Annotated in this window: 15 protein-coding genes, 3 tRNA genes and 1 other RNA gene; 8 read left to right on the top strand and 11 right to left on the bottom strand. The window is 68.9% G+C overall.

Annotated elements, in window-relative coordinates:
* Positions 1-1,239 (bottom strand): DNA polymerase III subunit gamma/tau (locus LDO27_RS22085; protein ID WP_224043993.1); only part of this gene is annotated, 1,239 nt, incomplete at its 3' end.
* A gap of 84 nt (positions 1,240-1,323) precedes the next feature.
* Positions 1,324-3,828 (bottom strand): adenosylcobalamin-dependent ribonucleoside-diphosphate reductase, encoded by a 2,505-nt coding sequence (locus LDO27_RS22080; RefSeq protein ID WP_224043991.1) that lies wholly within the window; start codon positions 3,826-3,828, stop codon positions 1,324-1,326.
* A 184-nt stretch (positions 3,829-4,012) separates the two neighbouring features.
* Between LDO27_RS22080 and ffs the strand changes: the two genes are divergently transcribed.
* Positions 4,013-4,111, top strand: an RNA gene (gene ffs / locus LDO27_RS22075) — signal recognition particle sRNA small type.
* Positions 4,112-4,280: 169 nt separating this feature from the next.
* Here the strand turns inward: ffs and LDO27_RS22070 are convergent.
* The 3 genes from LDO27_RS22070 to LDO27_RS22060 all read right to left on the bottom strand — a co-directional run bounded on the left by LDO27_RS22070 (position 4,281) and on the right by LDO27_RS22060 (position 11,281).
* Positions 4,281-7,916 carry a UvrD-helicase domain-containing protein gene (locus LDO27_RS22070; protein WP_224043989.1) on the bottom strand — a complete coding sequence of 1,212 codons (3,636 nt, stop codon included), beginning with the start codon at positions 7,914-7,916 and terminating at the stop codon, positions 4,281-4,283.
* Positions 7,913-10,807, bottom strand: a complete 2,895-nt coding sequence (locus LDO27_RS22065) for a PD-(D/E)XK nuclease family protein (protein WP_224043987.1) — start codon at positions 10,805-10,807, stop codon at positions 7,913-7,915. Before LDO27_RS22065 ends, LDO27_RS22070 begins: the two co-directional genes overlap by 4 nt.
* Before the next feature lie 210 nt (positions 10,808-11,017).
* Positions 11,018-11,281, bottom strand: a complete 264-nt coding sequence (locus LDO27_RS22060) for a hypothetical protein (protein ID WP_222204240.1) — start codon at positions 11,279-11,281, stop codon at positions 11,018-11,020.
* A 495-nt stretch (positions 11,282-11,776) separates the two neighbouring features.
* Between LDO27_RS22060 and trxA the strand changes: the two genes are divergently transcribed.
* The 6 genes from trxA to LDO27_RS22030 all read left to right on the top strand — a co-directional run bounded on the left by trxA (position 11,777) and on the right by LDO27_RS22030 (position 18,432).
* On the top strand, positions 11,777-12,103 hold the full coding sequence (gene trxA / locus LDO27_RS22055; protein ID WP_010814265.1) for a thioredoxin TrxA: 327 nt from the start codon (positions 11,777-11,779) through the stop codon (positions 12,101-12,103).
* Positions 12,104-12,302: 199 nt separating this feature from the next.
* Positions 12,303-13,565: a transcription termination factor Rho gene (gene rho / locus LDO27_RS22050; protein WP_222203712.1), complete on the top strand. Its 1,263-nt coding sequence runs from the start codon at positions 12,303-12,305 to the stop codon at positions 13,563-13,565.
* Positions 13,566-13,656: 91 nt separating this feature from the next.
* Complete coding sequence (locus LDO27_RS22045; protein WP_224043986.1) at positions 13,657-14,532, top strand: M90 family metallopeptidase; 876 nt, start codon at positions 13,657-13,659, stop codon at positions 14,530-14,532.
* Positions 14,533-14,760: 228 nt separating this feature from the next.
* Complete coding sequence (locus LDO27_RS22040; RefSeq protein WP_222203716.1) at positions 14,761-15,024, top strand: type B 50S ribosomal protein L31; 264 nt, start codon at positions 14,761-14,763, stop codon at positions 15,022-15,024.
* A 203-nt stretch (positions 15,025-15,227) separates the two neighbouring features.
* Positions 15,228-17,015: an ArnT family glycosyltransferase gene (locus tag LDO27_RS22035; RefSeq protein ID WP_222203719.1), complete on the top strand. Its 1,788-nt coding sequence runs from the start codon at positions 15,228-15,230 to the stop codon at positions 17,013-17,015.
* A gap of 64 nt (positions 17,016-17,079) precedes the next feature.
* Positions 17,080-18,432, top strand: coding sequence for an MATE family efflux transporter (locus LDO27_RS22030; protein ID WP_224043985.1), 1,353 nt, complete (start codon positions 17,080-17,082; stop codon positions 18,430-18,432).
* 132 nt (positions 18,433-18,564) lie between these two features.
* On the opposite strand, the gene LDO27_RS22025 is transcribed toward LDO27_RS22030, so the two are convergent.
* From LDO27_RS22025 to gltX, 4 genes are all read right to left on the bottom strand, one after another.
* Positions 18,565-18,641, bottom strand: a tRNA-Asp gene (locus LDO27_RS22025).
* Between the two features lie 65 nt (positions 18,642-18,706).
* A tRNA-Glu gene (locus LDO27_RS22020) sits at positions 18,707-18,782 on the bottom strand.
* A 69-nt stretch (positions 18,783-18,851) separates the two neighbouring features.
* Positions 18,852-18,927 (bottom strand) — tRNA-Ala (locus tag LDO27_RS22015).
* Positions 18,928-19,196: 269 nt separating this feature from the next.
* A complete protein-coding gene (gene gltX / locus LDO27_RS22010) occupies positions 19,197-20,603 on the bottom strand; it encodes a glutamate--tRNA ligase (protein ID WP_224043983.1) in 1,407 nt (468 codons plus the stop codon).
* Positions 20,604-20,798: 195 nt separating this feature from the next.
* On the opposite strand from gltX, the gene LDO27_RS22005 reads away from it, so the two are divergent.
* Entirely contained in the window at positions 20,799-21,731 is a 933-nt protein-coding gene (locus LDO27_RS22005) for a patatin-like phospholipase family protein (RefSeq protein ID WP_224043981.1), read from the top strand.
* Between the two features lie 68 nt (positions 21,732-21,799).
* Here LDO27_RS22005 and LDO27_RS22000 read toward each other — a convergent pair whose 3' ends face one another.
* Both LDO27_RS22000 and LDO27_RS21995 read right to left on the bottom strand, forming a co-directional pair.
* A complete protein-coding gene (locus LDO27_RS22000; protein ID WP_224043980.1) occupies positions 21,800-22,483 on the bottom strand; it encodes a C40 family peptidase in 684 nt (227 codons plus the stop codon).
* A 293-nt stretch (positions 22,484-22,776) separates the two neighbouring features.
* Positions 22,777-24,396 carry an ABC transporter ATP-binding protein gene (locus tag LDO27_RS21995; protein ID WP_377747763.1) on the bottom strand — a complete coding sequence of 540 codons (1,620 nt, stop codon included), beginning with the start codon at positions 24,394-24,396 and terminating at the stop codon, positions 22,777-22,779.
* Positions 24,397-24,403 lie beyond the last annotated feature (7 nt).

Here is a 24,403-nt window from a genome sequence, read left to right as displayed (position 1 = left end):
GGGCGCGCGTGCGGCCACGGGTGCCGCCGCGGCAACCTCGCGGACGGCGGCCGCCGGTGCCGCGCCGGCGGGACGGGCGCGCGGTGCCTGCGCCCCGGCCCCGCCGCTGCCGCCCGCACCAGCCGCCGGCGCCGGATCGCCCGACGGCCGGAAGGCCAGCATCCGCAGCAGCGTCATGGTGAAGCCGGCGTATTCGTCCGGTGCCAGGGCCAGTTCGTTGCGGCCGAGATTGGCGATCTGGTAGAACAGCTGCACTTCCTGCGCATCGAAGGCGGCGGCCAGCCGGCGCACGTCGCCCGCTTCGGGCCATTCGTCCTGCACCGCGCTCGGCACGGCCTGCGCCAGCGCGATCTTGTGCAGCAGCGAACCCAAGTCCTGCAGCGCGCCGGCGAACGACAGGCTGCGATCGGCCATGCCGTCGGCCACGGCCAGCATCGCGGCCCCGTCCTCGGCCAGCAGCGCGTCCAGCAGCTGGATCAGGAAGCTCTGGTCGATGGCGCCCAGCATGCCGCGCACCGCCTCCTCCGAGACCTGGCCCGCGCTGTAGGCGATGGCCTGGTCCGTCAGCGACAGCGCATCGCGCATTGAACCGTGCGCGGCCTGTGCGAGCAGGCGCAGCGCATTGCCGTCGTGGCCGATGCCCTCCTCGCCCAGGATGCGTTCGAGATGGCCGACGATATGGCCCGGGGGCATCTGCTTCAGATTGAACTGCAGGCAGCGCGACAGCACCGTGACGGGAATCTTCTGCGGATCGGTGGTGGCGAGGATGAACTTGACGTGTCCGGGTGGCTCCTCCAGCGTCTTCAACATGGCGTTGAAGGCGTGGTTGGTCAGCATATGGACTTCGTCGATCATGTAGACCTTGAAGCGGCCGCTGGCCGGCGCATACACCGCCTTGTCCAGCAGCTGCGCCATCTCGTCCACGCCGCGGTTGGAGGCGGCGTCCATCTCGATATAGTCGACGAAGCGGCCCGCGTCGATCTCGGTGCAGGCGCGGCACACGCCGCAGGGCTGGGCGGTGATGTCGCCGTTGCCGTCAGGGCCGGTGCAGTTCAGCGCCTTGGCGAGAATCCGCGACAGGGTCGTCTTGCCGACGCCGCGGGTGCCGGTAAACAGATAGGCGTGATGGAGCCGCTGCTGTTCCAGCGCGTGCGTGAGGGCGCGGACCACGTGCTCCTGGCCGACCAGCGTGGTGAAATCCCTGGGGCGCCATTTGCGCGCTAGAACTTGATAACTCATGGCGGCGATTGTAGCAAAGGGCGCCCCCGCCCCGGCGAGATTCGGGCCGATGCCGGCCCGGCCGGACCCGCGCCCGCCCGCGGCCTAGCCGCACTCCCCCACATACCCGCAGTTGGCGCACTTGGCGCAGCCGTCGACCTTGTGCAGGGCATGCGCGCCGCAGTCCGGGCACGGCTTGCCGGAGCCCACGCCGGGCGAGGCGATCGCGCGCGCCGACGAGCCGGTAGCCAGCCCCGGCGCCGCGGCCGCCAAGTCGTCCACGGTCCCGCCATCGTCGCGCAGCGCGAGCCGGGCCGCCAGCGTGGGCACGGGCACCTGCGCGCCTTCCGGGTCCAGGAAGCCGCGCTTGATCAGGATGCGCTGCAGGGCGTAGCCGATCGCGGCCACCTCGGAGTCGTGAAAGCGCGGCACCTCGCTGCCGTCCTGCCGCGTCAGCACGCCGTAGCGCACCGTGCCCTTGTCCCACACCACGCTGCGCATGTCGGCCACGGCCTTGGCGATCGAGCCGCCCGAGCGCGCCACCATCGACAGCAGCCGCATGGTGGAGGTGATCCACTGCTGCCCTTCGCTGCGCTGCCCGGCCGGCATGAAGAACTCGACCGGGCGTTCGATGGTGACCGGCTGGCCGTCGTGGAAGCCGCTCACGCGCATGAAGTTGACGGTCAGGTAGACCGTCTTGTGCCCCTCGTACGTCAGGTACTCGACCTTGGACGTGACACCCTCCAGGTCGCCCAGCGGCCGGCTTTCGAAGGGCCGGCGCAGCGGATCGTCGGCGGGCGCGCCCGGGCCGGCGGACGAACCGGCGGGCGCGGGCACCGACAGCACCGCGCCCAGCACGCTGTTGGGCCGGTAGGTCGCCAGCCCCTTCAGTCCCGCCTTCCACGCCTCGAAGTACAGGTTGCGGAAGGCTTCGTACGGATAGTCCTCGGGCACGTTGACGGTCTTGCTGATGCTGGTGTCGACATAGGGCTGCACGGCCTCCAGCATCTTCATATGGTCCAGCGCGGACATCTGCAGCGCGGTCACGAAGCTGTCGGGCAACTGCGCGACGTCGCCGCCCAGATGCCGGTACAGGCGCCACGCGTGGTCGGCCACCTCGAACACCTTGTAGCTGTCGTCGGCCATGCGCTTGCGGCGGCTGTAGGTCCACGAGAACGCGGGCTCGATGCCGTTCGAGGCGTTGTCGGCGAACGCCAGCGTGATGGTGCCGGTGGGCGCGATGGACAGCAGGTGCGAATTGCGGATGCCATCGCGGCGGATCGCGGCGCGCACCGCCTCCGGCAGGCGGGCCACGAAACCGCCGCGCAGATAGGCGTCGGCGTCGTACAGCGGGAACGCGCCCTTTTCGCGCGCCAGTCCGGTCGAGGCCAGATAGGCGGTGTCGCGCATGGTCTGCGCGATGCGCGCGGCCAGTTCGCGTCCCGCCTCGCTGTCGTAGCGGATGCCCAGCATCACCAGCGCGCTGCCCAGGCCGAGAAAGCCGAGCCCGATGCGGCGCTTGGCCATCGCCTCGGCACGCTGCTCCGGCAGCGGCCAGAACGTGATGTCGAGCACGTTGTCGAGCATGCGCACCGCCACGCGCACCACCTGCGCAAAGGCGTCGAAGTCGAATTCCGCGTCGGCGGCAAACGGCTGGCGCACGAAGCGCGTCAGGTCGATCGAGCCCAGGTCGCAGCAGCCATACGAGGGCAGCGGCTGCTCCGCGCACGGATTGGTGGCCTCGATGCGTTCGCAGTAGTACAGGTTGTTGTCGTCGTTGATATGGGACAGGAACAGGATGCCCGGCTCGGCATGATCGTAGGTGGCCTGCATGACCTGGTCCCACAGTTGCCGCGCGGGCACGCGCCGGTAGACCCACATGCCGTCGGCGCGGCGCGTGGCCCCGGCCGCGATGGCGTCGGCGCCGGGCTCGGCTTCGTGCACCAGCTCAACCTCGCCGTCCGCCTCGACTGCCTGCATGAAGGCATCGCTGACGCCGATCGAGATATTGAAGTTGGTCAGCTCGCCATTGTCCTTGGCATGGATGAAGGTTTCGATATCGGGATGGTCCGCGCGCAGCACGCCCATCTGCGCGCCGCGCCGCGAGCCGGCCGACTCGACGGTCGCGCACGAGGCGTCGAACACCTTCATGAACGAGACCGGTCCCGACGCGCGCGAATGGGTGCCGCGCACCAGCGCACCCGCGGGGCGGATGGCGGAGAAGTCGTAGCCCACGCCGCCGCCGCGCCGCATGGTCTCGGCGGCCTGCGCCACCGCGCTGTAGATGCTGGGCTTGCCGTCCCGCGGCTCCGACACCGAATCGCCGACCGGCTGCACGAAGCAGTTGATCAGCGTGGCCTGGATGCCCGTACCCGCGGCCGACGCGATCCGCCCCGCGGGCACGAAGCCGTTCTGCTGCGCTTCGAGAAAGCGCTGGGTCCAGGCTTCGCGCTGGTCCGGCGCCTCGGCCTCGGCCAATGCCCGCGCGACGCGCGCGCGGACCTGCGCGATGCTGGTCTCGCCGTCCTTGGCGTACTTCTCCAGCAGTACCTCGGTGGAGATTTCCTGCGCCGGCATGCCGGCATGGATCATCTGGTCGTTGGCATTCATCGCTTACCGTTCTCCATCACGTGGAACGCGGGCCGTGCTGACCGGCCGCGGACGCCGGCCCGCATGTCCGCTTCGTCGCGCCCGCTTCATCCCGCCCGCTTCGTCGCGCCATTTCCTTGCCCGAATCGCGCAATGCCAAGCATTTCTGGCGCGACTCTTACGCTCTGGGTTACAATGCGCACCGGACGGGCCTCCTCGCATGGTGGCGCGGTCAACCTGGTCAGGTCGGGAACGAAGCAGCCATAGCCGTTTTCCATCAGTGCCGAGGGTCAGGCTCGTCCCCCTTCTTCCGTTCGTCCGTTCATCCCCCGCTTTGCCTTTGCATCCCGCGCACGCGCATTGGCCGCCCATTGGCCGCCCAACGGCCGCGCGGTGGCTTCACGCGTCGCGAACCGGCGCCTTGAGCGACATGTTAGTCCCAACATGCCGCCCCGTCCCGCGCCCGCCTTCCCTCAGAACAGCGAAGCCTGCCGCGCCAGCGGCGTGGCCACCAGATTCTCCACCGCTATCCATGCCCCATCGGCCGTCGCCACGCCGGACTCGACGCGCTTGCCCGGGAACATCGGCCGCACCGCGGCCTCGTACCGCCGCAGTTGCGCTGCGTAGCTGGCGTGCTCCTGCGGCAGCAGCCGCAGCTTGTAGTCGACGATGACGATGCGGTCCGGATAGTGGATCAGGCGATCGATGCGCAGCAGCCGGCCGCGCGCGTCATAGAGTTCGACCTCGTTGCGTGCATCCGCCTCCGGACCCGGGAACAGCATGGGCCGCAGCGCGGGCGCAGCCAGCATGGTCTGCGCGGCCTGCACGGCGGCATGCACCTGCTCGCGCCACTGGGCGCGCGCCTCGGCGGTCGCGACGCCGGCCAGCGGGAACCAGCGCATCACCGTATCGGTATCGGGCACCGCGTCGAACGCGCCGGGATAGCGCGTGATCCGCTCCAGCAGTGCGTGCACCAGTTCGCCGTGCCTGGCCGCCGCGGCGTCGAACACGATTTCCTCTTCCAGGACCGCGTCGCCATCCGCCTGCTCGTCCGCGTCGCCGCGCATGGGCACGGGCGCGAGCGCGTCGCCGGCATCGTGGAAACGCACGCGGAAGTCGGTGTAGCGCACGCGGCCGTCGTCGCGCCCGGCGTCCACGCGCCACTGCGCGGAGCGCGGCGGGTAGGCCTCGATCGTCTCCCCCGTGCCCGCCGCCTGCAGCCGCACATACCAGCTGCCGGCCACCTCGGCGCCGGGCTCGTCGCCCGACGCGCGGCCATTGGCCTTGCCGCGCTGCACGCCGCTGACCAGCAGACCCTGGCGCGCGCGCGTCATCGCCACGTACAGCAGGTTCCAATTCTCGCGCTCGGCCAGCGCCGCCTCGGCCTCGAAGCGCGCGCAGCGAGCGCGTCCGCGCTCGCTGCGCTTGCCGTAGGCGGAGAAGTGCACGGGCGCCGGCGACGACGGCGGCCAGTCGATCAGGATGCCGGCACGGTCCGGCGCCGGCTCGCTATGGTTGGCGTCGAGCAGTACCACGAACGGCGCCTCCAGCCCCTTGGCCGCATGCACGGTCAGGATATGCACGGCGTCGAGGGACCCCGCCGCATCGTCGGCGGCCTGGTCCTCCACCGCCTCGTCGATACTGTCGCCCTGGTCTCCCATGCCGCCCTCGTCCGGGCTTTCCGCTTCGTCGCCGCGGCGGATCGCCTGCAGCTCGTCGATGAACTTCGGCAGGCTCGGATAGCGGCCGCCGTCCAGGTCGAGCGACAGCTTCAGAAACGCATCGAGATTGGCCAGCACCTGCTCGCGGATCTCCGCCGGCGCGGCCTCGGCATAGCGGCGGCGCACCTCGCCGCCGTGATAGATGTGGTCGATCAGATCGTGCACCGGCCGGTGCGGCGCGATGCGCAGCCAGTGGGCCAGCCGCGCGATGCCGTCGCGCAGCGCGATGGACGCGTGCGCCGGCAGCGGCGTCGACGTCAGCCTTGCCCACCAGCCGCCCTCGCCTTCGAGGCGCGCGACGAGCCGCAGGTCCTCGTCGGTGGCGCCCACCAGTGGGCTCTTGAGCACGTGGGCCAGATCCAGGTCCGATTCGGGCGTCATCAGGAAGGCCAGCAGCGCGGACAAGTCCAACGCCTCGAGGGTCGCCAGCAGCCCGCCGCGGCGCGGGCTCAGGCACGGCACGCCGGCCTCGCGGAACGCGCGCTCGTAGTCGGCCAGATGGGTCTTGCGGCGCACCAGCAGGTAGAAATCGCTCCAGCGCGCCGGCCGCGAGGCGTCGCCCTCGGGCACCGCCACCGTCTCGCGCAGATGGCGCAGCCATGCCGCCACGCGACGCCCCTCCTCGAAGCGCAACGAGTCCCCGAGCTGCGCGCGCGGCTGCGTCAGCGTGTCGCGGGAAGACGCCGCCTCGGCGGCCGCGGCGCCCGCGTCGGCCTTCGCGCTGTCTTCGCCCCCCTCGGCGTTCCCCGCCGACTCCAGCTCGGTGGCCGGCGCCACCAGCGGCAGTATCCACACCGGGCCGCCGGGCGCGGTCAGCGCCGTGGTCTGCGTGTCGTAGAGCGGATAGCGGCCCTCGGCGCGCGCGCCATCGAACACCGCGTTGACCCAGGCCAGCACCTCGGGGCTGTTGCGGCGCGTGCGATTGGTGCGCAGCACGGTGGCGCCGAACTGCTCCTGCAGCATTTCGCGCGCCGTATCGAACAGGCGCGCATCGGCGCGGCGGAAGCGATAGATGGACTGCTTGGGATCGCCCACCAGAAACACCGTGGGGCGTTCGCTCTGGTCCTGGTAGCCGGCCAGCCAGCCCTGCAGGATGCGCCATTGCAGCGGGTTGGTGTCCTGGAATTCGTCCAGCAGCAGATGGCGGTAGCGCGCATCGAGGCGCACCTGCAGATAGGTGGCGGTGTCCTCGTCCGCCATCAGCCGCGCGGCCAGCCATTCGAGATCGGCGAAGTCCATCGCGCGCTGTTCGGACTTGTGGTGCTGGTAGCGCGACAGCAGCGCGTCGCCCAGCACGTACAGGTCGCGGTTCACCGCCAGCACGGCGGCTTCGCAGCGGCGTTCGGACAGCTCGCGCAGCGCCGCGCAAATGTCGCCGTGCTCGGCCACCAGCGCGTCCACCATCGCGTCGCCGCCGGCGGCCTTGGCCAGGCCCGCGGTGCGCCGGATCGAACGCGCTTCCCCGGTGGCCGTGCAGAACGCCGACCACAGCGCCGCGAAGGCGCGCTCGGCGGGCTTGCCGGACTGCGAGCCCGCCTCGCGCCACGCGCGCACGGCGGCGAGCCCGTCGGCGATGCGCGCGGCATGGTTCTGCTCCGTCTTGCCGCCCGCGCCCAGCCGCGTGGCCATGCCTTGCAGGCTTTCCAGCCACGCCTCGTCGGCCAGCGCGACCGCCAGTACGTCGATGGTGGCGTCCTCGCCGAGATCGGCGGCCAGCGCCGCGGCGGGGTCCGCCACCTCGCGGAAGGCCAGCCATTCGCTGCGCGCATGAAACATCGCGTCGAGCAGGCCGCGCGCGGAAAATTCGCCGATGGCATCGACCAGCCGTTCGTAGGCGGCGCGCAATTCCGCATGCTGGGGCAGCGCCAGCGCGCGCCAGAACGGCGCCCACGCCTCGCGCTTCATGCGCAGCGCGTCCTCGCGCAGCGCGGCGCCCGGCACGATGCCCGAGGCCAGCGGCGCGCCGCGCAGCAGGGTGCCGAACCAGCCGTGGAAGGTATCGATGGCCATGCGGCCCGGCGACGCCAGCACGCGCGCATGCAGCGCGCGGGCGCGCGGCAGCGCGGCCTGCGCCGCCTCGGCGCTCATGCCCCGCTGCATCAGCGCGGCCACCACCGCGGCCTCGTCGTCATTCGCCAGCTGCGCCAGCACCTCGAGCAGGCGTTCGCGCATTTCCTCGGCGGCCTTGCGCGTGAAAGTGATGGCCAGGATCTGGCCGGGATCGGCGCCCGCCAGCAGCAGCCGCACCAGCCGTGCCACCAGCAGCCATGTCTTGCCGCTGCCCGCGCACGCCTCGACCACCACCGAACTGGCCGGGTCGCAGGCCGCGCGGGTGAAATCGGCCTCGGCCACCGGTGCGCCATCGCGCAGATAGGCATGCACCGTCATGCGGCTGGCCCTCCCAGATCGTCCGGCAAGGCGGTCGACTCCCAAAAGCCCTTGCGGCACAGGCCGCGGGCGTTGCAATAGGTACAGGCGCCGGCATCGCCGAACGCCGCCAGTTTCGCGCCGCCGCGCAGGCGCATCACGTCATCGCGCAACTGGCGCTCCAGCCATGCCACCGCATCGTCGAATTCGGGCAGGGACACTTCGCGCTGCGCGGCCGCGCCGCCGTCGTTCCCCGCGCCTTCGAGCGCGACCCAGCTGCCCACATGGGCATCGGCACGCAGCAGGCCGTAGAACGGCAGCTGACAGTCCTCCTCGATCTCGCGCGCCTTGCGCTTCAGGCGCGTCGCGCTCTGCGTCTTGTAGTCGAGCACGGCATGGCTGCCGTCGCGGCCCTGATCCAGGCGGTCGATGCGCCCATGCAGCCGGATCGGCTGGCCGTCCGGCATGGCCAGATCGACGCCGGCATCCAGTTCGCCGGCGCGGAAGAACCAGCCCTGCGCCTCGCGCGCGGCCTGCCAGGCGATATAGGACGGGATCACCTCGCGCCAGCGGCGGTGATAGCCGATGGCATTGCCGTCCTGCGCCGTCAGCGCGCCGAACACTTCGTCGGAGATCTGCGCCAGCCGCGCCGCGCGGGCGGTATCGTCGCGCAGGCCCTGCTGCTCGGCCTCGCGGTGGTAGCGCATCAGGATCTGGTGCAGCAGTTCGCCGATATCGCGCTTTTCCAGATCGTCGTTGACCTCCTCCAGTCCCGACAGGCCCAGCATGCGCCCGGCGAAGAACTGGTAGGGGCAGCGCCGCAGCATGTTGTACGCCTGCGCCGACCAGCGCTCGGGCACCAGTTCCGGGGCCGCGGGCGCCGGCATGCCGCCCGGATGGGCCTGCGTCTCGTGGCACGCCGGGGCGACGCTCGCCTCGATCGTCTCGCCCGCGCGCTGCGCGTGGGCCGACAGCCGCTCCAGCCATCCGGAGACATGCTTGGGCTCGCCACGGCCGCCGAAGCGCTGCCAGGTCAGCACCACGTCGTCGTTGTTGAGCAGCACCTCCGCGAGATCGCGCGCCTGCTGCGCGAAGCGCGCCTCGCGGTCCTCCAGCCCCAGTTCGCGCCGCATCTGGTTGGAGAAGAACATCAGCTCCGCGGCGGTCGACGGCAGTTGCGCGTCGTCGCAACCCACGACGACCACGCCATCGAAACGGCGCATGCGCGCGCCGTTCAGCGGCAGGATGGTAATGCGCGCCGCGCTCTGCGCGGCCGGCTCCTTGTAGGCGACGGACTCCAGCATGGCGGACAGCATCGCGCGAAATTCGGCCAGACCCAGCGTGGCCCCGGCCTCGTCGCGCGGCAGCTCGGCCAACCCGGCCAGCGCATCGAGCAGTTGCTGGCCGGCATCGTCGGCGGCCAGCGCCGCGCGCATGCCCAGCGCATCGAGGCTCTGGTCGAGCCGCTCGAGCCAGAAGGCCACCGGCCGCTGCGCGAGGCCCCGTGGCCATGCCCGCGCCTGCTGCGCCAGTTGTCCTATCAGCTCGCAGGCCGCCGCGTGCGCGGCCTGGCGCTGGTCCTCGTCGGTGCCGGCGTCGCGCGCTTCATGGGCGGCCTGCACCGCGCGCACCGGGGCGAAGCGCTGCTGCAGCCGCTGCCAGCCACCGGTGATGCCGTCGCGGCGCACCTGCCGCTCGATCGCCGCGATGGCAGCGCCGCGCAACGGATGCGCCGGCAAGCAGAATGGGCTCTTGAGCAGATCGAGCAGCGCGGCGGTGTCGCCGTCCTGCGCCACCACATCGAACCAGCGCATCAGCGCCGCGGCGGCGCGCGTGGTGGACAGCTTCCAGCCGGTCTCGTCGCGCACCGGCGCGCCGGCCCGCGCCAGCAGGGCGCGCGCGCGGCGCGCGACCACGCGGTCATGGGCGATCAGCGCGAGATTGCGGCGGCCCTCGTTGAGCCACTGCACCAGTTGATCGGCGGCCGCGATGGCCTCGTCCTCGAAGCGGGCACTGCCGATCACGCGGATCCGCGGCCGCGCGTCCGGAAGCACCGGCGCGAGGTCCACGGGCCGGGACGGCGCCGACGGCTGGCGGCATTCCGGCCACAGCGCCAGCAGCGTGTCGTACCAGTCGGCGCTTGCCTTTGGCGCGTCGGTGTCGCCCGACCAGTCGTAGCCGATCTCCAGCACCGGCACCAGTTCGCCCGCCGCGCGCAGGAAGGCGGCCTCGATCGGTTCGGGCGGCGTGGGCCCCAGCCAGATCACCGGGCCGCCCAGATGCTGTGCGAGCGCATGCAGGGCGCGGCGCCGCGCGGGCAGCGGATCGTCGGGGCCCGACAGCGACTGCCAGAAGGCCAGCACGATGCGGGCCTCCTCGCCGAGAAAGCGCTCGGACAGCCGGGCGTAGGTGCGCTCCAGCGCCCCTTGCAGCAACGCCGCGCGGTCGTCGCCCAGCACGTCATCGTCGTCCCGGATGGCGGCGTCTTCCAGCCAGCGCGCACTCAGTTCGTCGCACACCGTCAGCAGCGTCTGCGCCAGCCCCCACGCCGCCGGCTCGGTCTGCGCGCCGAATGCGCGGCGCAACCAGTCCTGGCCGCGAATGGCCTGCTGCACGGCCAGCAGGCGCGCCGCGTGACTGCGCACGGGGCCGCCGCCGGCCAGCAGCTCGGGCGGGAAGTCGAGCAGCCAGTGTCCCAGCGTCAGCACGCGCGGCAGCAGGCGCGGCGCGCCGGCCGCGCGCGCGGCGGCATCGAGCGCCTGCCGCACGCCCGGGATCTGCGCGGCGGTGGGCACCACCACATGGGCCACGGGCGCGCGCCCGCCTTCGGCGCAACGGTCGAGAAAATACCAGGCGGCCGCGGCGGCGCTGGGCAGGAAATCGGGGCCGGGACGGAAACGCAACGTCGTCATGAAGCGATGGCGTCGGCAGGCGAAAGTTGACGCAAGGGAATTCCGGGGAGCAGGGAGACGGCCACGGGCCGGGCGTGCGATGGGGATGGATCGGGCAATGGGCGCTGCATCAAGGATGGCATTCGTGACGGGCAAGCCGCGGCGGCCGCGGGCCGCGGCCGGCGACGGCGCAGTGTCGCCCGCTCTGCCGGGCGGATCGGGAGCGAGGCCTCAGTGCTTGCCGCTATCCAGCCGGGCACGGATCTCGCGCGCGGTCTCGAGCAGCCCTTCGTAGCCGGACCGGGCATGCTCGGGCAGATCGGGGTCGCCGACCAGCGTGCCGAGTGTCTCGATCACGCTGTAGACCAGCCCGCGCGCGGCGCCCACGGCGATGCTGTCCTGCTGGACCGCGCTGTTGATATGGTCGAGCGCATCGCTCAGGTGCTCCACATCGGGGCGGTTGTCGGCATCTGGCTTGGTGGGATCGGGCGTCATGGTGGTGGCCTCGTCGAAATGCTGGAAGGTCTGCGCAATGGCCGCGGCCTGGACCGCCCGGGCGGGCGGCGGCCGCGCATGCGGCGACGTCGGGACCATTCTACGCGGGTCCGCCGGCATGGCCAAAAGTGTGCGCTCCGGCATGCCGGGCCGGCGGCGGCGCCATGTCGGCCCATTGGCAAAAGCTCTGGCCGCCATTTAGACAATCATTTGGCAGGACGGCGCCGGCGCGGGCAGAATAGCGGGACGTTCCTTGCCAAAGGTCCATTGCAGTCGCGATGACCGCCATTCGGAGGGATCGGATTCTGGTCCGCCGGGCCGAGCGCTGTTCGGGCGCTATTGAATCCGACACCGCCAGGCCCATATCGTCAGCATCGGCCCATCCGCTGCACGGCGCGGCGCGAGCCCGGACGAGCCCGCGCAAAGTCGTGTAATGTAGCGGTTCGGCAAAACCAGCCCTCCACATAAACCGAGCGATTCCTGAGGTTTTCCGCCATGAGCGAACAAATCAAGTATGTGAGCGACGCCTCCTTCGACGCCGACGTGCTCCAGTCCGACAAACCCGTGCTGCTCGACTTCTGGGCCGAATGGTGCGGTCCCTGCAAGATGATTGCCCCGATCCTGGACGAAGTGGCCAAGGATTATGGCGACAAGCTGCAGATCGCCAAGATCAACGTCGACGAGAACCAGCAGGTGCCCGCCAAATTCGGCATCCGCGGCATTCCCACGCTGATCCTGTTCAAGAACGGCGCGGTCGCCGCCCAGAAGGTCGGCGCCCTGTCGAAGTCGCAGCTGACCGCCTTCCTCGACGGCAATCTGTAAGACGCAGCGAGACGGGGTGCAGGGCCCTCGGGCCCGGCATCGGCACTCCGGAGAAGTACCGATCCAACGCGCGCGCACCAGCCCTGGTGCGCCGGTTGGATTGTGCTAAGATGCCTCCCAACAACTTCCCCGAGCGTTCGCTCATTTCTTTCCCCTCCTTAGGTTCCTGCCCGTTCGGGCCCTTCTGTACCCCTCGTCTATGCACCTGACAGAACTCAAATCGCTTCACGTGTCTGCCCTTCTCGAAATGGCCGCGACCCTCGAGATCGACAACGCACAGCGGATGCGCAAACAAGAACTGATGTTTGCGATCCTGAAGAAGCGCGCCAAGCTGGGCGAAACCATCTACGGCGACGGCACGCTGGAAGTATTGCCCGACGGTTTCGGGTTTCTCCGCTCGCCCGAGACGTCTTACCTGGCAAGCACGGACGACATCTACATCAGCCCCTCCCAGATCCGCCGGTTCAACCTGCATACCGGCGACACGATCGAGGGCGAGGTCAGGACCCCCAAGGACGGCGAGCGCTATTTCGCGCTGGTGAAGGTCGACAAGGTCAACGGGCAGCCGCCCGAAGCGGTCAAGAACCGCATCATGTTCGAGAACCTGACGCCGCTGCATCCGAACCGGCCGCTCACGCTCGAACGCGACATCCGCGCCGAGGAAAACATCACCGGCCGCGTGATCGACATGATCGCCCCGATCGGCCGCGGCCAGCGCGCGCTGCTGGTGGCCTCCCCCAAGTCGGGCAAGACCGTGATGCTGCAGCATATCGCGCATGCCATCGCCAACAACCATCCCGAAGCCGACCTGTTCGTGCTGCTGATCGACGAGCGGCCGGAGGAAGTGACCGAGATGATGCGCTCGGTGCGCGGCGAGGTGGTGGCTTCCACGTTCGACGAACCGGCGATCCGCCACGTGCAGGTGGCCGAAATGGTCATCGAGAAGGCCAAGCGCCTGGTCGAGCTGAAGCGCGACGTGGTGATCCTGCTGGACTCGATCACGCGTCTGGCGCGCGCCTACAACACGGTGGTGCCGGCCTCGGGCAAGGTGCTGACCGGCGGTGTCGACGCCAACGCGCTGCAGCGCCCGAAGCGTTTCTTCGGCGCCGCGCGCAATCTGGAAGAAGGCGGCTCGCTGACGATCATCGCCACGGCGCTGATCGAAACGGGCAGCCGCATGGACGACGTGATCTTCGAAGAGTTCAAGGGCACCGGCAACATGGAAGTGCACCTGGAACGCCGACTGGCCGAGAAGCGCGTCTACCCCTCGATCAATCTGAACAAGTCCGGCACGCGCCGCGAGGAGCTGCTGATCAAGCCGGAAATCCTGCAAAAGATCTGGGTGCTGCGCAAGTTCATCTCGGACATGGACGAAGTGCAGGCGATGGAATTCATCCTCGACAAGATGAAGGCCACCAAGAACAACGCCGAGTTCTTCGACATGATGCGCCGCGGCGGCTGATACCGCCCCGCCCCGCCATGCCAAGGGAAGGCGCGCCACGGCGCGCCTTTTTTCCGCCCGCCGCGACGCCATCGCTTCTCCGCCGCCCGCCATGCTGGAACGCCTGACCCGATTCCTGCGCACGCGCTCGCGCTCTCGCAAGCTGGAGCGCTATGCCATTCCCGATGCACTGTGGGCCGCCACTGTGGCGGCGCTGCCTTTCGTGCAGCGCTATGGCCCGGACGAGCGGGCCGCGCTGCGCGAACTGGCCACGCTGTTCATCGCGGACAAGGAATACAGCACCGCGCACGACCTGCCGCTGACCGACGAGATGGTCGCGAGCGTGGCGGTGCAGGCGTGCGTGCCGATCCTGAAACTGGGCATCGAGTGGTACCGCGGCTGGCACGGCATCGTGCTCTATCCCGGCGAATTCATCATCCGCCGTACCGTGGAGGACGAGATCGGGCTGGTGCACGGCGTGGTCGAGGAGGCCAGCGGCGAGGCCTGGGAGCGCGGGCCGGTGATCCTGTCGTGGCCGGACGTGGATACGCCGGGCGCGGGCCCGGACGGCGGCACGCACGGCGCCGGCCAGGTCGAGGATACGTACAACGTGGTGATCCACGAGTTCGCCCACAAGCTGGACATGCTCGACGGCGAGCCGGACGGCGTGCCGCCCTTCTCGCGCTCGCTGCACGCGGGCCTGGACCGGGAAGCGTGGGCCGAGTCCTTTCTGGACGAATACGAGCGCTTCGCCGAAGCGTGCGACCGCTGCGACGAAAGCGACTGGGACGACGCGCAGCGGCTGCCGCCTGCGCTGCGGGTGATCGACCCCTATGGCGCCGAAGCCGCCGGGGAATTCTTCGCGGTGGCTTCCGAGTCGTTCTTCACCGATCCGGCCGGCCTGCGGCGGCACTGGCCCGAGGTATATCGCTGCCTCGCCGACTTCTACCGGCAGGACCCCGCAGCGCTGGCCGCAGGCGGAAAGTGACGCTGGAGGCGGCTCGCCACACGCCTTGCGGCGTCAACGAAGCCTTGCCCAACCCTTTGTTTTTCTGCCATAATCCGCGTTTGTCCGTCACCGGCAAGTGGTTCGCTCGCCCGCCGTCCCTGCAACAGGTTTTCCGCGCATCCCCGAACACCGGGCGATGACGGCTGCAAGGCAAAGCGCGGGTGGCTTCATGGAGCGGACTGGCTACCAAACCTGTAAGGAAACATCATGAAAGAAAACATCCACCCGAATTACCGCGAAGTGCTGTTCGTCGACGTGTCGTGCGACTTCAAGTTCGTGACCCGCTCGACCATCCAGACGCGCGAAACGATGGAATACAACGGCAAGGAATATCCCCTGGCCAAGATCGAAGTGTCGTCGGAATCGCACCCGTTCTACACCGGCACCCAGAAGATCATGGACACGGCCGGCCGCGTCGAGAAGTTCCGCCAGAAGTTCGGCAGCAAGCTGGGCAAGGCTGCGGCGAAGTAAGAACGCCAGCGAAGACGGGGTGCGCGGATACGGATGCCAGGCACCGCTCGCTCGATCCCGTCTTGCACGATGGCACGATTTGGCAAAGAGGCAGCAAAGGCTGCCTCTTTGCTTTTGTACCGCGGTACCGCCGTACCGCGTAGCGCCCCCGCTGACCGGCGCGGGCCAGGCCCCCAGTCGACCGGACCCCACCTGAGCCACCGATGAGTTCCGTCAAGACCTCCCCCGTTCACCTGACCGCCGCGGCGACCGGTGCGCTGCCCCGCGCGCTGCTGCTGGCCATCTGCATCATCTACGGACTGGCCGGCCTGTTCGGCCGCGATCCGTGGAAGAACGAGGACGCCGCGGGTTTTGGCGTGATGTGGCAGGTGGCCATCGGCGGCCTGCAGGACTGGCTGATGCCCAATATCGCCGGCCGGCCCTATGGGCAGGACGGTCCGCTGGTGTTCTGGGTCGGCGCCGCGGCGATCCGGCTGTTCGGCGGCTGGCTGGGCGCGCCCGATGCCGCGCGCGTCGCCACCGCCCTGTTCTATTTCCTGACCTGCGGCTTTATCTGGTACGCCACCTATCTGCTCGGGCGGCGCGCCGAGGTCCAGCCCTTCGCCTTCGCCTTCGGCGGCCAGCCCAACGCGCGCGACTACGGCCGCACGCTCGCCGATGGCGCGCTGCTGATCTTCCTGGCCTGCGTGGGCCTGGCGCTGCGCAGCCACGAGACCACGCCGCAGGTGGGCCAGGTCTGCTTCGTCGCGATCACCCTGTACGGCATGGTGCGCAGCCTCGACAAACCGGTCGAGGGCAGCCTGTGGTTCGGCTTCGGCCTTGGCGCGCTGACGCTGGCCAGCGGACCGATCCTGCCGCTGGTGCTGCTGGCAGCCACGCTGCTGTGCGCCCTCGTCTGTCCCGCCCTGCCCCTGCGCCATCTGTTGACGGTCGGCACCCCGCTGGCGCTGGCCATCGTGGCCCTGTGGCTGGGCGCAACCTACTTCGGCGCCAACGACCGCAACGACGCGGTGAGCTTCATCCGCGAATGGTCCCGCTACGATCGCCGCACCTATGGTCCGCCGAACCGGCTCGCGCTGGGCTTCGTCGCCCGCAACCTGCTGCTGTTCGCCTGGCCGGTATGGCCGATCGCGATCTGGTCGTGGATCAGCTGGTCGGGCATGCGGCGCGCGCCCCATGTGGCGCTGCCCCTGGCGCTGATGTTGCCGCTGCTGATCCTGCTGTTCCTGCTGCGTCAGCCGGGCGATGTGCATTTCATCCTGCTGCTGCCGCCGATGGCCGTGCTCGCCGCGTTCGGACTGCCGACACTGACGCGCGCCACCATCAACGCCGTGGACTGGTTCGCGCTGCTGTTCTTCACCATCTTCGGCGGTTTCGTCTGGTTCATGTGGATCGCCAAGACCACGGGCTGGCCGCCGCGCGTGGCGAACAACATCTTCCGCCAGCTGCCGGGCTACCAGCACGCGTTCTCCGCCAGCGCGGTGGTCTTCGCGCTGGCCGCCACCGTCGCGTGGATCATGATCGTGCGCTGGCGGCTGTCGCGCGCGCCCAAGCAGATCTGGCGCCCGGTGGTGATTTCGGCGGCCGGCACCACGCTGATGTGGGTCATGGCGATGACGCTGTGGCTGCCGTCGATCAACTACGGCAAGACCTATCGCGACGTCGTGCAGGCCGCCTCGATGGCCCTGCCGCCGACCTACGAGTGCGTGCAGCCGATCCGCATGGGCGATGCCCAGCTCGCGTCGTTCGCCTTCTTCGGTCACTTCCGTTTCGGCGGACCCGACGATGGCTGCGACATCCTGCTGCGCCACGATCCAACCGACTTCGGCGCGCCGGGCAGCATCTCGCGCTACGAATGGCGACTGATCTGGGAAGGCCGCCGCCCTTCGGATCGCGAGGAGCGCTTCCGCATGTACCAGCTGATCGAAAAACCGGCGCCCGCCCCCGTCAAGCCGGCCAAGCCGTCCAGGCGGCTGCCGCGCCAGCCCTGATCACCGCGGCCGGCTTGCCGGCCGCGTTGCCGCGCCCATGCGGGCGCCGGCGCAACCACGAGCCATGAGTCCGCTCCAGGATATCCGTCGCATCGCCGCGCTCGCCGGCCCCGTGCTGGTGGGCCAGCTCGCGGTGATCGCCTTCGGCGTCATCGATACCATCATGGCCGGACGGACATCGGCCACCGACCTGGCCGCCGTGGGCCTCGGCGGCTCGCTCTATATCACCGTCTATATCAGCCTGATGGGCGTCCTTCAGGCGCTCTCGCCCATTGCCGGACAGCTCTACGGCGCGGGGCGCCACCCGGAGATCGGCGTCGAGGTGCGCCAGGCCGCGTGGCTGGGCGTCGCGCTGGCGATTCCCGGCATGCTGCTGCTGGCGTTTCCCGGGCCGCTGCTGGCTTTTGCCAAGGCGCCGCCGGAGCTGGTGGACAAGGCCACGCAATACCTGCATTTCCAGGCCTTCGGACTGCCGGCCGCGCTGGGCTTCCGGATCTATTCGGCGCTGAACAACGCCATGTCGCGGCCCATCATGGTCACCGTGCTGCAGCTGGTGGGGCTGTGCGTCAAGATCCCGCTGAACGCCTGGTTCATCCACGGCGGCTTCGGGCTGGCGGCGATGGGCGGGCCCGGCTGCGCGCTGGCGTCCGCCATCATCAGCTGGATCTGGTGCCTGGCCGGCATCGCCATCCTGCGCCGGGGCGCGACCTATGCCGCGCTGGGCATCTTCGACGCCTGGAGCTGGCCGCGGCGCACGCACCAGCGCGCGCTGCTGCGCCTTGGCGTGCCGATGGGCCTGACTTACCTGATCGAGATCACCTCGTTCACGCTGATGTCGGTGTTCATCACGCGCATGGGCACCGTGACGCTGGCGGGCCACCAGATCATCGCGAACCTCAGCGCGGTGGCCTATATGCTGCCCCTGTCCCTATCGATCGCCACCTCCACGCTGGTTGCCCAGGCGCTGGGCGCGCGCGACCGCGAGGGCGCGCGGCGCGTGGCCCGGCGTGGCATCGGCCTGGCGGGCGGGCTGGCCGTGCTGGTCGGTGCCTCGTGCTGGCTGCTGCGCGCGCCGCTGCTGGGCGCGTATGCGACGGATCCCGCAGTGATCGCGGCCGCCCTGCCGCTGATGGTCTTCGTCGCCTTCTACCAGGTCTTCGACGCCGTGCAGGTCACCACCGGCTTCGTGCTGCGCGCCTACAAGATCGCGGTGGTGCCCACGGCGATCTACGCGCTTGCACTGTGGGGGATCGGTGTGGGAGGCGGTTATGTGCTCGGCTTCGGGCTGCTGGGGGAGCTGCCGGCCTGGACGCGGGGAGCGTCCGGTTTCTGGCTGGCCAACAGCGTCAGCCTCGCCGTGGCTGCCACCCTGCTGGTGCGTTACTTCATCGTCGTCAGCCGGGAAGGCCGCGGCTGACCGATTATCGCGGCCGCATTATCGGCGGCGCGATAATCGGAATGGCCGGCCGGCGAATATAGGTCGGCAGAGCAACGGAATGGGGAGCGGAAAAAGAAAAACCCGCATGGCATAACCATGCGGGTTTAGTATTGGCGGAGTGGACGGGGCTCGAACCCGCGACCCCCGGCGTGACAGGCCGGTATTCTAACCAACTGAACTACCACTCCTTGTCGGTATATTGCCCGGAGCGAACTCCTGACAACCAACTGGACGTTTGATTACGCCCATGAACTGGCGTCCCCTAGGGGATTCGAACCCCTGTACTCACCGTGAAAGGGTGATGTCCTAGGCCTCTAGACGAAGGGGACAGAAACTTGTCTTTCAACTCGTTCCGTCGAGGCAGCATCTGAAACTGCAACCAGATACCGCCGGCATTTTGGTGGAGCTAAGCGGGATCGAACCGCTGACCTCTTGCATGCCATGCAAGCGCTCTCCCAGCTGAGCTATAGCCCCATATTCACTGCTATTTACTGCACTTGCTGCCTCGCTTGAATCTTCGATTATCTCGTCGTTTCCAGCGAAGCCAAGATTATATAAACAACCTTGATTCCTTTGCAAGCCCCTTTTTTCACCTTTTTTTCGCTGCCGGTGCCTGGCTATTTGCCGGGACCGCCACCGCTTTCGTGAAGCCCGCTTGGTTTGCACCGCGCTGCAGGGAGAACGAGATTATGCTGAAGTCCCGGCGAAAGCGCAAGCCCCTCTCGCCAGGATTTTGACAACAACTATGCCGACAGCCCGCCTTCGATCCGGCGCAGCACCGTTTCGCGGCCGAACAGCTCGAGCACGGCATCGATGCTCGGCGTCTGCAACTGCCCGGCCACAAGCAGGCGCACCGGCATGGCGAGCTTGGGCATCTTCAGGCCGAACTCGCCGAGCACCGCCTTGAAGGCCGCGCCGATGTCCTCGCGCTTCCAGTGGGGCAGCGCGGCGAGGCGGTCGGCCAGCGCGCGCAGCGCCGGCATGATCTCGGCGGTCAGATGTTCGGCGCGCAGCGCGGCATCCGGCTGCGGCTCGCCGCGGTAGAACAGCAGGGCCGCTTGCGCGACCTCCTTCAGCGTATTGGCGCGGTCTTTAACCAGCGCGACCACGCCGACCAGATCGGCGCCTTCCACCTTGCCGCCCAGCGCCTCGATGAAAGGCTGCGTCAGGCCGGCGAGGCGGGCGTTGTCGCCCACCTTGATGTAATGGTTGTTCAGCCAGGCGAGTTTCTCCGGGTTGTACTGCGCCGGCGACTTGCCCAGGTGCTCCAGGTCGAACCACTCGATGAACTGCTCGCGCGAGAAGATTTCGGCGTCGCCATGCGCCCAGCCCAGGCGGGCGAGGTAGTTGAGCACCGCCTCCGGCAGATAGCCTTCGTCGCGATAACCGGTCACCGCCATGGCGCCGTGCCGCTTGCTCATTTTCTCGCCCTGCTCGTTCAGCACGGTCGGCAGGTGCGCATAGACGGGCGGCGTGCCGCCGAGCGCGCGGATGATGTTGATCTGGCGCGGGGTATTGTTGACATGGTCGTCACCGCGGATGACGTGCGTGATCTGCATGTCCAGATCGTCCACCACCACGCAGAAGTTGTAGGTCGGCGTGCCGTCGGGACGGGCGATGACCAGGTCGTCGAGTTCGTCGTTGGAAATCTCGATGCGGCCCTTGACGGCGTCGTCCCACACCACGCTGTCGCCGATCGGATTCTTGAAGCGCACCACCGGCTGCACGCCGGCCGGCGGGTCGGGCAGCACCTTGCCCGGCTCGGGCCGCCAGAAGCCGTTGTAGCGCGGCTTTTCGCCGCGTTGGCGCTGCTGCTCGCGCAGGGCATCGAGTTCCTCGGTGCTCATGTAGCAGTGGTAGGCCAGCCCGGTGTCCAGCATCTGCGCCACGACTTCGCGATAGCGGTCCATGCGCTGCATCTGGTAGAAGGGGCCCTCGTCGATATCCATCTCGAGCCAGGCCATGCTTTCCAGAATGACGTCCACCGCTTCCTGGGACGAGCGCTCGACGTCGGTATCCTCGATGCGCAGGATAAAGTCGCCGCCCATGCGCCGGGCGTAGGCCCAGGGATAGAGCGCCGAGCGGATATTGCCCAGATGGATAAAGCCGGTCGGGCTGGGAGCGAAGCGGGTGCGGACGCGTTGTGTCATTGCCGTAGGAAACAAAAAAGCCCGCGCACGGATGCGCGCAGGCCGATATGTCGGAGCGAGGCATTATAGCAAGGGGGTATCCTCTACCCCGCTCCGCGCGCATGCCGCCCGGAATCCATTATGCTGTCGCCGGTCCGCGACCCCGGCCCGCCGCAACCCGCGGCGCCTGTTCTTCACCGCCTTACCCTCGCATCCATGCAACGACGTGTTTTCCTGGGCGCCACCGCGGCCGCCCTGCTGTCCGCCTGCAGCTTCGGTCCCAAGCCCGCCCCGACCGTGCCAACCCAGCCGGCCGTGGCCGCCCCGCCCCCGCGGCCGCTGAAGATCGGCCTCGCCCTGGGCGGCGGCGCCGCGCGAGGCTTCGCCCATATCGGCGTAATCAAGGCGCTGGAAGCGCAGGGCATCCGCCCGGACCTGGTCAGCGGCACCAGCGCCGGCGCCGTGGTGGCCGCGCTGTACGCCACCGGCATGAACGGCTTCGAGTTGAACAAGCTGGCCCTGACCATGGACGAAGCCACCATCGCCGACTGGGCGCTGCCGTTCGGCACGCGCTTCGGCGGCTGGCTCAAGGGCGAGGCGCTGCAAAACTATGTGAACCGGCTGGTCAACAACCGCCCCATCGAGGCCATGAAGCTGCCCCTGGGCATCGTCGCCACCGACCTGCAGAGCGGCAAGGCCATCCTGTTCCGGCGCGGCAATACCGGGCAGGCGGTGCGCGCCTCCAGCAGCGTCCCGGGCGTGTTCCAGCCGGTCTCGATCGCCGGGCACGACTACGTCGATGGCGGGCTCGTGGAACCGGTGCCGGTGGATTCGGCGCGAGCGATGGGCGCGGACTTCGTGATCGCGGTCAATATCTCGGCCGATCCGGCCAGCCAGAAGAATGCCGGGCAGAGCGGCGTGCTGCTGCAGACCACGGCGATCATGGGCCAGTCGATCAACAACCTCGCGCTGGCACGCGCCGACGTGGTGATCCGCCCGGAACTGGCCGACATGAGCGGCAGCGACTTCGGCTCGCGCAACCGCGCGATCCTGGCCGGCGAGCAGGCCACCGCGGCGGTGCTCGCCTCGCTGCGGGAAAAGCTCGCGGCGGCGCGCCAGCGCCCTACCGGCACGCTGGCCGGTCAATAGACGCCCAATGCAAAAGAGGACTGCCGGGGCAGTCCTCTCTCGTTACCGCGGGCCGATGCGCGAGACGCTCAGCCGCCGTAGCCGGTGTACATCGCGCGGCCGCCGCCGGTGTTCGGGTCGAAGCGCTTGAGCGTCTCCACCACGTTGCCCAGACCGCCGGAGCCGCCGCCCGCCTGCTGCACGTCGTCGATACGGCGCGCGCCGTTATAGCGGCTCACCCAGTACGAGGCACGCATGTCGTCGACACGGATCTTGGCGCCGGTCGAGGGAGCATGCACGAACTTGTTGTCGCCGATATAGATGCCGACGTGCGAGAAGGTGTGGCGCATGGTGTTGAAGAACACCAGGTCGCCGGGACGCAGGTCTTCCGACGCCACCGTGGTGCCCACGCGGCTGATCTCGACCGAGCGGCGCGGCAGCATGAAGCCGAAGGTGTCGTTGAAGACGTAGCGGACGAAGCCGCTGCAGTCCAGGCCCGATTCCGGGCTGTTGCCGCCGAAGCGGTAGCGCACGCCGATCAGGCCGAGCGCGTTCATCACCAGATCGCCAGCCTTGTTGGCGACCTGCGAGGTGGAATTCATCATCGACGAAAGCAGGCCCCGCTTGGCTTCCGGATGGGCTTCGACGGCATCGATGCGGCTGTCGGCGTCCTTGAACACCGTATCCGCCAGCGCGCCATTCGATAGCGCGGCTCCGCATGCCAGGGCGATTCCGACGGCGGCGCGCGCCAGGGAATGAAGCACTGTCTGCATTGGTTCTCCTGAGGTCCCGTCCCGCACGCTCGCGCGGCACGCAAACCGAAGTCTCGTAATAGGCACAGGATGGCTGGTACGCAAGAGCCGGACCATCACCGGTGCACCATTCCAACGCTTGTAGGCGGAAAGCGGATTACCGGCCATCCCAAAATAAGTTCTCGCGGGATGTTATAAGGTCAATACCTTTGCTGTCAAAGTTCGTTACAAAATCGTCCGAATATCGCATCGAATCAACGAACTAGCAGGGGTCTTGCACCCTTATTCTTGGCTTTGAAGCAGCCGGGAATGTGCTACGGGGCGATCTCCGCATCAGGGGACGAAGCCGGCGTGCCGAGCAGCGCGGCGGCCATCAGTTTGCGGGTATAGGGATGCTGGGGTGCACCGAGCACCGCTTCGGTGTCCCCGGACTCGACCACCTCGCCCTCCTTCATCACCAGGACGCGATGGGCCATGGCGCGGATCACCGCCAGGTCGTGGCTGATGAACAGGTAGCTGAGGTTGTACTTGTGCTGCAGCTGCGACAGCAGTGCCAGCACCTGCTGCTGGATGGACACGTCGAGCGCCGAAGTGGGCTCGTCCAGCACCAGCACCTGGGGCCGCAGGATCAGCACCCGGGCGATTGCAATGCGCTGGCGCTGCCCGCCGGAGAACTCGTGCGGATAGCGGCCCAGCGCGGTGCGGTCCAGCCCGACTTCGCGCAGCACTTCGATCACGCGCTGCCGCGTGGCCTCCCGGCCCAGTTCGGGCTGGTGCAGCGCCAGGCCCTCGCCGACGATCTGCTCGATGGTCATGCGCGGCGACAGCGAGCCGAACGGATCCTGGAAGACAACCTGCATCCGCGAGCGCAGCGCGCCGCGCTCCTTGCGGTCGACGTCGGCCAGGCTGCGGCCGAGGAACAGGATCTCGCCGGCGCTCTTGCGCTGCAGGGACAGCACGGCATGCGCCAGCGTGGTCTTGCCGGAGCCGGACTCGCCCACGATGCCGACCGTCTCGCCCTCGCGCAGCTCGAAATCCACGCCCTTGACGGCCTGGAACTGGTCGCGGCCGAACCACGAGGCCATGCCCTTGCGCTTGCGGCTGTAGGTCACACCCAGCGCGCGCACCTGCAGCAGCACCGGCGCCAGCGGCACCAGGGGCAGCACCGCGCGGCGCGGGTGGCTGTCGATCAGCCGCTGCGTATAGGGATGCTTGGGCGCCGCGAATACCTCCGCGGTCTCGCCTGTCTCCACCAGCACGCCCTTTTCCATCACGCCCACGCGTTCGGCGAAGGCGCGCACCATGTTCAGGTCGTGGGTGATCAGCATCACCGCCATGCCGAACTCGGCCTGCAGGTCGCGCAGCAGCTCGAGGATCTGCACGCGGATGGTGACGTCCAGCGCCGTGGTCGGCTCGTCGGCGAGCAGCAGCTTGGGGCGGCAGGCCAGCGCCATGGCGATCATGGCGCGCTGGCGTTGGCCGCCGGAGAGCTGGTGCGGGAAGCTGTCGAAGCGATGGGCGGCATCGCTGATGCCGGTGCGCGCGAGCAGCGCGATGGCGCGCTCGCGGGCGCTGCGCCGGTCCAGCCCTTCGTGCAGCGTCAGCGTCTCGACGATCTGGTTGCCGATCGTGTAGAGCGGATTGAGCGCGGTCATCGGCTCCTGGAAGATCATCGCGATCTCGCTGCCGCGGATCGCACGGATCTCGCGGTCGGAGGCCTGCATCAGGTCGCGCCCTTCGAAGCGCACCGAGCCGCGGTACTGCGCGTCCTCCACCAGCCGCAGCATGGCCAGCGCGGTCACGGTCTTGCCGGAGCCGGACTCGCCGACCAGCGCGAAGCGCTCGCCCGCGCGCAGGTCGAAGCTGACGTCGCACACCGCCCGCGTGGCCTGCTCGCCGTGGCCGAAGGTGACCGACAGCCGGTCCACGCACATCAGCGTG

This window comes from Cupriavidus respiraculi, assembly GCF_914271545.1.
Lineage (GTDB): Bacteria > Pseudomonadota > Gammaproteobacteria > Burkholderiales > Burkholderiaceae > Cupriavidus > Cupriavidus respiraculi.
The sequence above is the reverse complement of the archived record's forward strand: the minus strand, read 5'-3'. Positions and strand labels throughout refer to the sequence as shown.

What these genes read in the sequence shown, in the direction of transcription:
- LDO27_RS22000 (WP_224043980.1), bottom strand. Translation starts at nt 22,483, where the DNA reads ATGCAGACAGTGCTTCATTCCCTGGCGCGCGCCGCCGTCGGAATCGCC.
- LDO27_RS22005 (WP_224043981.1), top strand. Translation starts at nt 20,799, where the DNA reads ATGCAACGACGTGTTTTCCTGGGCGCCACCGCGGCCGCCCTGCTGTCC.
- LDO27_RS22080 (WP_224043991.1), bottom strand. Translation starts at nt 3,828, where the DNA reads ATGAATGCCAACGACCAGATGATCCATGCCGGCATGCCGGCGCAGGAA.
- gltX (WP_224043983.1), bottom strand. Translation starts at nt 20,603, where the DNA reads ATGACACAACGCGTCCGCACCCGCTTCGCTCCCAGCCCGACCGGCTTT.
- LDO27_RS22035 (WP_222203719.1), top strand. Translation starts at nt 15,228, where the DNA reads ATGAGTTCCGTCAAGACCTCCCCCGTTCACCTGACCGCCGCGGCGACC.
- LDO27_RS22045 (WP_224043986.1), top strand. Translation starts at nt 13,657, where the DNA reads ATGCTGGAACGCCTGACCCGATTCCTGCGCACGCGCTCGCGCTCTCGC.
- LDO27_RS22065 (WP_224043987.1), bottom strand. Translation starts at nt 10,807, where the DNA reads ATGACGACGTTGCGTTTCCGTCCCGGCCCCGATTTCCTGCCCAGCGCC.
- LDO27_RS22060 (WP_222204240.1), bottom strand. Translation starts at nt 11,281, where the DNA reads ATGACGCCCGATCCCACCAAGCCAGATGCCGACAACCGCCCCGATGTG.
- trxA (WP_010814265.1), top strand. Translation starts at nt 11,777, where the DNA reads ATGAGCGAACAAATCAAGTATGTGAGCGACGCCTCCTTCGACGCCGAC.
- LDO27_RS22040 (WP_222203716.1), top strand. Translation starts at nt 14,761, where the DNA reads ATGAAAGAAAACATCCACCCGAATTACCGCGAAGTGCTGTTCGTCGAC.
- LDO27_RS21995 (WP_377747763.1), bottom strand. Translation starts at nt 24,396, where the DNA reads ATGTGCGTGGACCGGCTGTCGGTCACCTTCGGCCACGGCGAGCAGGCC.
- LDO27_RS22030 (WP_224043985.1), top strand. Translation starts at nt 17,080, where the DNA reads ATGAGTCCGCTCCAGGATATCCGTCGCATCGCCGCGCTCGCCGGCCCC.
- LDO27_RS22070 (WP_224043989.1), bottom strand. Translation starts at nt 7,916, where the DNA reads ATGACGGTGCATGCCTATCTGCGCGATGGCGCACCGGTGGCCGAGGCC.
- rho (WP_222203712.1), top strand. Translation starts at nt 12,303, where the DNA reads ATGCACCTGACAGAACTCAAATCGCTTCACGTGTCTGCCCTTCTCGAA.